Source organism: Geobacter sp. PheSNFMC (genome assembly GCF_059620965.1).
Genome location: NZ_JCAMRN010000101.1, coordinates 1 through 9,419, shown reverse-complemented (window position 1 = coordinate 9,419; position 9,419 = coordinate 1). Strand labels below are relative to the sequence as shown.

9 protein-coding genes and 2 pseudogenes are annotated in these 9,419 nt (G+C 57.0%); 7 read left to right on the top strand and 4 right to left on the bottom strand.

Annotated elements, in window-relative coordinates; all coding sequences use genetic code 11:
• The 6 genes and pseudogenes from AC6CDK_RS17055 to AC6CDK_RS17030 all read left to right on the top strand — a co-directional run.
• Positions 1–202 (top strand): annotated as a pseudogene (locus tag AC6CDK_RS17055) (protein-disulfide oxidoreductase DsbI); the annotation flags it as partial.
• Between the two features lie 20 nt (positions 203–222).
• The gene (locus tag AC6CDK_RS17050) at positions 223–2,127 is read left to right on the top strand and encodes an aryl-sulfate sulfotransferase (RefSeq protein ID WP_226048569.1); all 1,905 of its coding nucleotides are present in this window, start codon (positions 223–225) and stop codon (positions 2,125–2,127) included.
• A gap of 140 nt (positions 2,128–2,267) precedes the next feature.
• Complete coding sequence (locus AC6CDK_RS17045) at positions 2,268–3,659, top strand: alginate export family protein (RefSeq protein WP_066357867.1); 1,392 nt, start codon at positions 2,268–2,270, stop codon at positions 3,657–3,659.
• Positions 3,660–3,891: 232 nt separating this feature from the next.
• Positions 3,892–4,425 (top strand): peroxiredoxin family protein, encoded by a 534-nt coding sequence (locus AC6CDK_RS17040; protein WP_192906028.1) that lies wholly within the window; start codon positions 3,892–3,894, stop codon positions 4,423–4,425.
• 4 nt (positions 4,426–4,429) lie between these two features.
• A complete protein-coding gene (locus tag AC6CDK_RS17035) occupies positions 4,430–5,179 on the top strand; it encodes a cytochrome c biogenesis CcdA family protein (RefSeq protein ID WP_066357862.1) in 750 nt (249 codons plus the stop codon).
• Positions 5,180–5,203: 24 nt separating this feature from the next.
• A complete protein-coding gene (locus tag AC6CDK_RS17030) occupies positions 5,204–5,617 on the top strand; it encodes a rhodanese-like domain-containing protein (RefSeq protein ID WP_066357858.1) in 414 nt (137 codons plus the stop codon).
• 251 nt (positions 5,618–5,868) lie between these two features.
• On the opposite strand, the gene lepB is transcribed toward AC6CDK_RS17030, so the two are convergent.
• The 4 genes from lepB to AC6CDK_RS17010 all read right to left on the bottom strand — a co-directional run bounded on the left by lepB (position 5,869) and on the right by AC6CDK_RS17010 (position 9,016).
• Positions 5,869–6,723, bottom strand: coding sequence for a signal peptidase I (gene lepB / locus AC6CDK_RS17025; RefSeq protein WP_192906029.1), 855 nt, complete (start codon positions 6,721–6,723; stop codon positions 5,869–5,871).
• Positions 6,724–6,804: 81 nt separating this feature from the next.
• Positions 6,805–7,074 carry a hypothetical protein gene (locus tag AC6CDK_RS17020; protein ID WP_192906030.1) on the bottom strand — a complete coding sequence of 90 codons (270 nt, stop codon included), beginning with the start codon at positions 7,072–7,074 and terminating at the stop codon, positions 6,805–6,807.
• Between the two features lie 132 nt (positions 7,075–7,206).
• A complete protein-coding gene (locus AC6CDK_RS17015; RefSeq protein WP_192906031.1) occupies positions 7,207–8,865 on the bottom strand; it encodes a hypothetical protein in 1,659 nt (552 codons plus the stop codon).
• A gap of 19 nt (positions 8,866–8,884) precedes the next feature.
• Positions 8,885–9,016, bottom strand: coding sequence for a hypothetical protein (locus tag AC6CDK_RS17010; RefSeq protein ID WP_082833151.1), 132 nt, complete (start codon positions 9,014–9,016; stop codon positions 8,885–8,887).
• Between the two features lie 258 nt (positions 9,017–9,274).
• Here AC6CDK_RS17010 and AC6CDK_RS17005 point away from each other — a divergent pair.
• A pseudogene (locus AC6CDK_RS17005) lies at positions 9,275–9,419 on the top strand (IS481 family transposase); the annotation flags it as partial.

The following is a 9,419-nucleotide window of genomic DNA, read 5'->3' as shown; positions in this document are numbered from 1 at the left end:
AATCACCGACTTCTACCAGGATGGCTGGTACCTGTGGCCGCCCTCGCATTTCATGAACATGGCGCAGGCCTGCCTGATCACCTTCGGCATCTGCCTGCTGGTGCTCGCCGTTGCCGCTGCATGCTGGCTGCTTACCCTGTGGCGCAAGCGCCGCTCGTTAGAAGCAACCGAACGCCTTGCGTGCACGGGAAAACATGCGTAACAGACCCCGGGCAAACGGCCTTGGGCGAGAAGAGCGGCATGCAGCCGCAAACTACATCAAAAGGAGACACGGGAATGAATAGACCAAAAGCAGCACTGCTGAAAACCGGAAAAATGGCGCGGCTCGTGTTGTGCGCTGCCATGCTCGGCGCTGCAGTCCCGACTATGGCCTTGGCCATTGGCGGGGCCAGCGGGGCAAAGATTGACTATGAAATACAGGGCCAAATCGGGGAGGTCCAGATCAACCCCTATAAAATTGCCCCGTTGACCGCGATTATCAAGGACGGAGGTTACACCATTTCCGATGCGAGCGTCACCATCGTGCCCAAAAAGGGTGGCCAGACCATTTCCTATAGGGTCGCAGCCTCTCGCCTGAAAGACTACGCCGGTATTCCTGTCTTTGGATTGTATGCAGATTACACCAACACGGTAAACGTGGAGTATGTCAAGCACTATGGCGGCAAAGCGGAGAAGATCAAAGAGTCGTACACCATCTACGCCCCGCCTCTTTATAGCGACCCCGACGGTACGATTTTCCAAAAGGGCGCTTTTTTCAGGGATGTGAAGGTAACTAAAGTGGATAAGGAGTTTGCCGACAGACTCTACTTTGTCAACAACCTGGCAGAAAAGAGCGGCAACGGCACCAAGGTCGTCTGGAACAACCCGGTCGGCGGCGCCCTGGAGTGGAACTTTGCCCCCCAGAACTTCATTATCGATACGCAGGGCGAAGTTCGCTGGTACATGTTCGCCAACCCCATCTATGACCTTGAAAGCATCTACCACGGCGGCGTCATGATGGGCTTCAAGCAGAACGACGACGGAGCCCTGAGCTGGGGATACGGCCAGAGATACGCCAAATACGACATCATGGGGCGTGAGATATTCAACCGCAGACTCCCCAATGGCTACAATGATTTTTCACACTCCATGGAAACCATGAAGAACGGCCACTTCCTGCTGCGGGTCGGCAGCGCCAACTACAAGCGCCCTGACGGCAAGAATGTCAGAACGGTCCGCGACGTAATCCTTGAGGTGGATGCCAACGGGAATGTTGTCGATGACTGGAGATTGTTCGAAATATTGGATTCGTACCGGGACGTGGTCCTCAAGGTTCTCGACCAGGGGGCGGTCTGCCTGAACATTGACGCCAGCCAGGCCGGCCACACCCTGACGGCCGATGATCTCGCCAAGATGGACAAGAACGATCACTTCGGGGATATCGTCGGAAGTGGCCCCGGACGCAACTGGGCCCATGTCAACAGTGTCGATTACGATGAAGAGGACGACTCGATCATCATCAGCTCCCGCCACCAGTCTGCAATCATAAAGATCGGCCGGGACAAGAAGGTCAAGTGGATCCTGGGGAGCCCGGAAGGGTGGAAGGGTGACTTCGTTGGGAAGGTGCTCACGCCCGTCGATGCCAAAGGCGCTAAGATTGCGTGTGAAAACAGCAAGTGCGAAGGCGATTTCGATTGGACCTGGACGCAGCATACTGCCTTTAAAATCGACAGCAAGAGCAAGGGTGACATCATCTATGTGAGCGCCTTTGACAATGGCGATGCCCGTGGCATGGAGCAACCGGCCCTCCCGAGCATGAAGTATTCCCGTGCCGTTATCTACAAGATCGACCAGAAGAAAATGACTGTCGAGCAGGTTTGGGAATACGGCAAGGACAGGGGATACGGTTGGTTCAGTCCTGTGACGTCGCTGACCGAATACCAACCTGACAAGAACTCTGTTTTTGCCTATTCAGCAACTGCCGGCGCGGATTTCAACGTGAAATCCGGAGCATTTACGACCGCCCCCAATCCGTTCATCAATGAATTCAAGTGGGGAGCAAAAGAGCCTTCCGTGGAAATTCAGATCATGAATGCCACCGGCTACCAGGCAATGCCCTTCAACATCGAGAAAGCCTTGAGCAAGTAAACGTTTGTGCCATGCCCTCAGGCAGCAAGGTCAGCCTTCTGTCTGAGGGCTTTTTTTGCCGCGGTACCGTTTTCCGTCGGCTGACGGCTGCACGCAGATTGGATGTTCAGTACAACTGATTGATTGCGAAGGAGATTTCCATGCAAACCTGGCGAATACACATACTCGGTGCCATGGCCGGCCTGTTGCTGGCCGTTTCCCCTGCCGCCGCCGACGTGGCGGTAGGGGAGATCGGGAACGTCCTCGACAAGTTCTCCATCGGGATGGACCTCAACCTCTTCTACCGTTACGACAGCAATCCGTATTACGGAGCCCCGATCGGCGGCGCTCATAATTCCACCAAGACGCAAACACAGTGGGGAGAAATTTACACCACCCTGCGTTTGACCGCCGAGAAGGATTTCGGCTGGGCCAAGACCAAGGCGCAATTCGCTCCTTTCTACACCCAGACCATCGGCACCGATGCCTACGGAATTGCCAAAGACCAGGGGGATCTGCAAGTCGACCAGGCCTGGATGCGTTTCGGCGAGATCTACGGGGGGCCGTTCAGCCTCACCCTCGGGCGCCAGAACATACGCCTGGAAAACTGGCTGGTTGTTGCCGGCGGGGGCGAGAAGCAGGACCAGGCCCTCTGGCTCAACTTCCACGGCAGCTTCCCCTTTGCCGTGCGTCTTGACGGCGATTTCGGCAAGCTCACCTCAACCCTGTTCTGGGCCCGTTCCAACAATTACGCGAAAAAGTGGGACGAAACCTTCAAGGTCGGGCCGAAAAAGGATGTGGAACTGGCCGGCCTGAACCTGCACTACAACTTCAACGAGGGCAATTACGTCTTCGGCGGCGCCTACCGCAAGTTCGACAACAGCACTAAGACCATAGACTACACCGGCGAGTACCTGGACGGCGTGGTCGCGGGAGGGAACGACACCCTTGCCTATGACCTGGGTACGCACCTGACCCTGGGAGGGCTGGTGGTGGAGGCCGAAGGGGTGCTGCAGAAGGGGAGCGCCGGAACCCTCAACGACATTGACCGGGACCGCGATGCCTTCGGCGGCTTTGCCAGCCTGACCTACAATCTGCCGGTGGCCTACTCGCCTTACCTGCGCTGCTCGTATTTCTACTTCTCCGGCGAAGACAAGCCGGGCGACAACAAGGCCCGCGACTACGACCCGATGTTCAGCGGCTTTGCCTCCTGGAACCGGTTCGTGATCGGCGAGGTGACCGGCGAACTGCACCTGCCCAACTCCAACAAGAAGTCGACCTTGATCGAGGCCGGCTTCAGCCCGGCGGAGAACGTTGCCGTGTCGCTGCACTACCTGCAGCACAAGCTCGACAAGAACTATTACCTGTACACTCCGACCTCTTCCGATGATTGGTCCCAGGAGGTCAACCTGTTCGTGGACGTACCGATCAATAAAAACCTGTTCGCCCATGTCGGCACCGGTGTCGGCATTCCCGGGGATGCCGCCGAAGAGATCATGGGCAGGGACAAGAATGACTTCTTTGCCCAGGTCTGGCTGAAATACTCCTTCTAGTCGTTGCGCGAAGGAGATTGCCGTTGAACACGGGCGTGGCGCTGCCGCCTGGTGCCACGTCCCAGACGCAAGCAGTTGAAACCGGATCCCCTCACAGGCAGTACCCTCCAGCACTGCAAAAGCTGGTGGGCAGACAGCCTGTCTGCCTGCCAGGTCAGCCGGCCCGGGAAGATCCCTGCCGGTTCCGGCTGGACTGCCGGCACAGCCAACTGTGGCCCTGAGGAGTTTTACGATGTTGCGATTGATACCTTATCTCTGCGCCTGCCTGCTGGCCTTGGCCCCGTATGCCATGGCCGCGTCGAATCCGGCGCCGAAACCAGCAGCGAATAAAGCGGTTGCCGGTGTGGCTGTGGTCGGTTCCCCTGCCCCGGATCTCAACCTTGTAACTGCCAGGGGCGAGTCCAGAACTCTGAGGCAGTACCGCGGCAAGATCGTACTGTTGAACTTCTGGGCCTCATGGTGCCCCTACTGCCGGGAGGAAATGCCCTCCATGGATCGGCTGGCCAAGCTGTTTCCCCGGGGTGAGGTGGTCGTCCTGGCGGTCAATGTCGAAAAGAAATTCCCCGACAGGTATCGTACGGCGCCTATTGCGTTCGAGATGCTCAGCGATCCCCTTGAGCAGGCACAGCTACGGTATGGGGTCAGGAACTTGCCGGACACCTTCGTCATTGACCGCAACGGGATTGTCAGGGATCGGGTGAAGGGGGCGATAGCCTGGGATGACCCTACCGTCATTCGCTATCTGCAAGCCCTGGTCCGGGGGTGAGTAAATGAACATTGGTTCCGACATCACCTTCTGGATTGCGTTCTCCGCAGGTTTTCTCTCCTTTTTCTCCCCCTGCGTGCTGCCGTTGGTCCCCTCATACATTACCTACATCACCGGGCTTTCCTTCGGCCAGTTGCAGGATGCCCATCCCGGCAACAGGGTCCGCCTGATCGTTCTGGTCCATTCCGTGACGTTTGTCCTCGGTTTTTCCGTTGTCTTCATCAGCCTGGGAGCTCTTGCCGGCATCGCTTCTTCCACCTTCCAGTCGCTTATGCATGACGGGATGATCTGGCTACAACGGGCCGGAGGAATTCTGGTTTTCCTGTTTGGCGTTCACATGAGCGGCGTGTTCCACTTCGGAGCATTGCTGGGGGACAAACGTGTCCAGATCCGCAACAAACCGAGCGGGCTGGCGGGTACGTTCCTTGTTGGGCTGGCTTTTGCAGCCGGGTGGACACCCTGCATCGGCCCCATCCTGGGGGCCATACTTGCCATGGCGGCCGGCACGGCGGACTCCGCATCGCGAAGCGTGTTTCTTCTTGCCGCCTATGCGGCGGGCCTGGGCATCCCCTTTGTGATCTCGGGGGTGCTGTTGCACGGCTTTATGGGCTTTTTCAGACGATTTCGCATGCATGTCAGGCTCATGGAGATTCTTACCGGAGTTCTCCTGATGATCGTTGGCGTACTTTTATTCAGCGGCTGGCTCGGCACGTTGTCACAACTTGTTTACCAATGGTTGCCCGCTTCACGGTAAACGGATTAACAAGAGAGGTGTTTCATGAAAGCAAGGGTTGTCATGCTGATGGTTACCGTTATCATGCTGATGGTTACAGTGGCTGTGGCTGCGATCAATGTCCATCAGTCCATCCTGACGCCGGTGCTCTTGAATTCGGGAGTTCGCGTAATAGACATTCGCACCGAAAAAGAGTGGCGGGAAACCGGGATTATCAAAGGCTCTCTCTGTCTGACATTTTTCAATGAGGACAAGCAGTACGATGCGGAAGCCTTCCTGGCTAAATTGAAAAAACGCGTTAATCCCAATGATAAGATTGCCATTGTATGCAGGTCGGGCAATCGGTCGCTCCAAGTCAGCAAATTCCTCGTTCAGAGAGGGTTTTCATCCGTGACCAACATAGTCGGGGGAATAGTCAGCGCAGATGACGCGGGCATCAAGCTGGTGCCGTATCATTAAGGGATAGCCGCTTACTGTGCGTGGACAACACTCCACTGCTCCACGGTGCGCCGGGTTTCGTTCTGGGCGTCCACGATGGGAGGGGCAGGGCAAAACTGCCGGGATACCGGGTTAGTAAAAGTTTTATTCCGGATGGAAGGCTGCCAACTCCCTTGTATCCGGTTGAATTGGCGTGACATGACGCGCTGCCGGCGCTTGCCGGCGGGGTGAGTATATCGGGCCGGGATCTGGGGCCTTCGCAGCGCCCCGCGCTACAGGACTTTCATGCCGATCCTGTCCCAGCGCACGGCACGTGCCGTGCGATCCCAGGACCAATAAATGCTCCTCACGGTCCCTTTCACGTTCTCACTGGGCACGAAGCCCCAGAAGCGGCTGTCGTAGCTCCGGTCGCGATTGTCACCCATTGTGAAATACGATCCCGCCGGCACAATCACGGGAGCGAGGTTGTCTCTCGGGTTCTCGGTTGCGGGAATCATGGTCGGTTCATTGTGCACAACGTACGGCTCGGGCACGGAGGAGCCGTTCACGAGAAGAACCTTGTCCCTGATCTCGACGGTGTCCCCCTCAACGGCCACTACGCGCTTGACGAACTCTTTCGAGGGATCTTCCGGATACGCGAACACCACCAGGTCGCCCCGCTTCGGCTCCCGTGCCGCCGTGCGCTGATCCACGAGAATGTGATCGCCGATCAGCAGGGTATCTTCCATGGACGCGGCCGGGATGTGATACGCCTGTATCAGGTAAGACTTGATCGCTCCCGACAGCACGGTGGACACGCCCGCCGAAAGAACCAGCACATAGCCTACATAGGCAAACCATCGGTTGTACCTGGCCGTCTCGTAATGATCTTTGTGTGTTCTCGCCATATCAACCGCGTCCACAATGCACAAAACATTGAACGCGAGGCTGATGATGACGAGCAGGACCAGCAGATAGCGATCCGGCGTATAGATACTGGCCGCAACGGCAAACGCGAACACAAGGAATTGCTCTATGCCGAACAGGATCAGGCCTCTCACGGGATAGCCCGCGTACAGATGGCCCAGCCCTCTGGTGACCAGGGTCAGCACACCTGCAAGCCAGGGTTTTCTGGGTTTATCCGGCATTTCGTCCTCCGGGGGGTGAGGCAGGGGGCGGATTTGCAGGCTTCGGCGTTCACCTTCCTCGCCTGCCCGGCCATTCACGCGCTACTGAGCCCCGCTGTTCGCAAGGTCCCTGACAAACTGCTCCGCGGCCCGTTTCATCGAGCCCGACACGATCAACCTGCTGGCGGTCTTTCTCGTGACAAGGGAATACCACTTCAATGGCGCATCCTCATCATGGTCCGCCATGTCCGAGCAGTACGTTCTGTTGAGAAATGGCGACGATACCTTGAATTGCACAAAACCGTGGGCAACGATATACCCCGCTCCGATCAGCTTGAAAGACAGCCCCTCCAACTCCACTATGATGGCCATGTTAACCGCTCGATTATGACCTTGAAAATGCGCCTCTAAGGGTAAAAATCTTCCGAAATTGAGGTATGATTGTTTAAATATCGGGGACTTGCCTTGGTCCGACCCGAATCACGTGTTCTCCTCACATTTTTCCTAAAACCTGACGAACCGGTTCTCATGTACCAGATAGATCAAGGCGTCTTTCGCTTCCGGTGATACGCCGGATATATGCCGGCGGGCCAGGGCCAACCGTTGGCGATTGTTTTCAGATATCTGCCGAACAGTGGCAAGGGGGTGCCAGCGTGGCGGATCCGTTTGGTTCGCCTCAAGGGCGGTTTGGGCATCCTGCTGTTCCTGCCAATACAATCTGCTGATCAAAATGAGATCGTACGTCAGCAATGCCAGGGATTTGTAGGGCTCTGCCAGTCTGTCGAACTGAGGGGTGGCCGTCGGCTTGCTCTCAAGCTGGTCGATGAGTCCCGCAATCGGGGTATACGCAAACCCGGGCTCCGTGTGAATATATGCCCAGGCCGCCAACTCGTAGGGCGTCAGGGTTGGCACGTCAACCGGCACGGGGGGCAACTCCGGAGATGCCGATGTCGATCTCCCAAGAATTTCCATCAGGTGTTCAGGAGTCATGCCGGCCATTACCCCACCCTGGCCCGCCATGCGCGAAGTGATTTCCAGCATGAGCTCAACAGACTCCGGAATTGTGCGAAGATCATAACTTTCAAACGCAAGCTTCAGTCCTTGCAGATCCTGTCTTGCTGCGGCATTGAATTCCTGGATTCTCAATCCTTGGAGGTCGTTTTCCGATGAGCTTGCCAGCAGGTCACGATCCGCTGCCTTAAGGCTGGTGGTTGTGTCCTGCCACACCAGATCGAATACGGAATGGAGTCTGGAAAACCTCGGCGGCGAAAAACCGGCATGTCTGAAGCCGGCAACCAGCTCCCGAATCGACCTGTAATTGCTCAGACTCAACATGCCGGTGACGTACCCCAGCCGCATGCCTGCCCTCGCAACAGCCCCGACAGCGGGATTGCTCTCCAGTGTCGCCTCTGTTGCCGCTCCGGCCGCCGCAAAAGCAGTTGAGACGGTTTCCAGGTTTATTCCCGCATCAATGCCCGCGTCGATCAACGACTGCAGGAGTACCGCATACGCCTCGCCCCGCCGGTATGCCTCGACGTTCTGATCGAACACAATCGAATCATCGACCGATTTGCGATAGATCCCCGCGGCATCGGCCAATCCGTTTCTCAGTGACCCCAGAAATGCGGCGTGCTGGTCGGAGCTCAGGCCATCCGTTGCCAGGACAGCGAACAGGGCATCGGCGCCGGCCACAATGGCGGAACCTATGGCTTCGGCATCCGTTGTGCTGATCGTGGGCGTTCGCAGAAGCGTATGGGCAACCAGCATGTGCACCGGCGTCAGCCTGCCCGACAGGGCCGTGGCCTTCAGCAGGGCCCGCGCCTGCAGATCGGTCACCTCGCTCACGCCCGCATCAACGGTCCCGCCGGGTTGCGGGCTCGGCACGATCGCCTGCCGCAACACATTCTCGCCGTCCATGATCCGGATATGCAGGAACGGTGTCGTTGCCGAAGATGGAACCGTCGGAAAATCAAAGGCTATCTTGCCGAGCGCGTCGGTCCTGGCCACCACCTCGGCCACTGTCTGCAACTCTCCCTGGGCGCTGAGGGCTGAAAGCCGGACCGTAAGATCCTTGCTCAACGGTAAATGATCCGGCAACGCGTAGCTGACCGCTGAAAAACAAAAGAGAACCGCGCCAACAATCAATGGAATGATTCTGCTCATTACACGGCCCCCATCCCTTCTATTTACCGCTGCCGGTCAGGCTCCCGGTACCCTTGCCGTTGCCGGAGCTTCCACTTCCGCCACAGCCGCACATGGTTGTCAGGACGATGGTCATCAGGATCAGGAAGAGGATTTTGGGGGCGCGTCTCATGATTATGACTCCTCTGGCCTTCGGCTTTTCTTAATCGATTCGAAAGGTTGGAAGGGGTTCCTTGTTCGTTGTCCTTTTCGCGCCATCAGGAAAATAGAATTGAGCGTCCCCTCGGGACCACCCTTCTTCATATGCCATTGTTAACTGTTCAATTATGACCCTGAAAATGCGCTTCTAAGGGTGAAAATTCTCCTGAATTGAGGTGTAATTGGTGAAATGTCAGCAGGTTGGCTTGGTCCGACCCGATTCGCGCCCACTAAGATCTACCTGCAGTCGGTGATCGACTGCTATTCCCGCTATGCCTGGGGCAGGCTCTACACTAACAAGCTGCCCCTAACCGCCGTGCATGTTCTCAACGAAGACGTGCTACCGTTCTTTGAGGAGCACAACGCCAGGATCAACA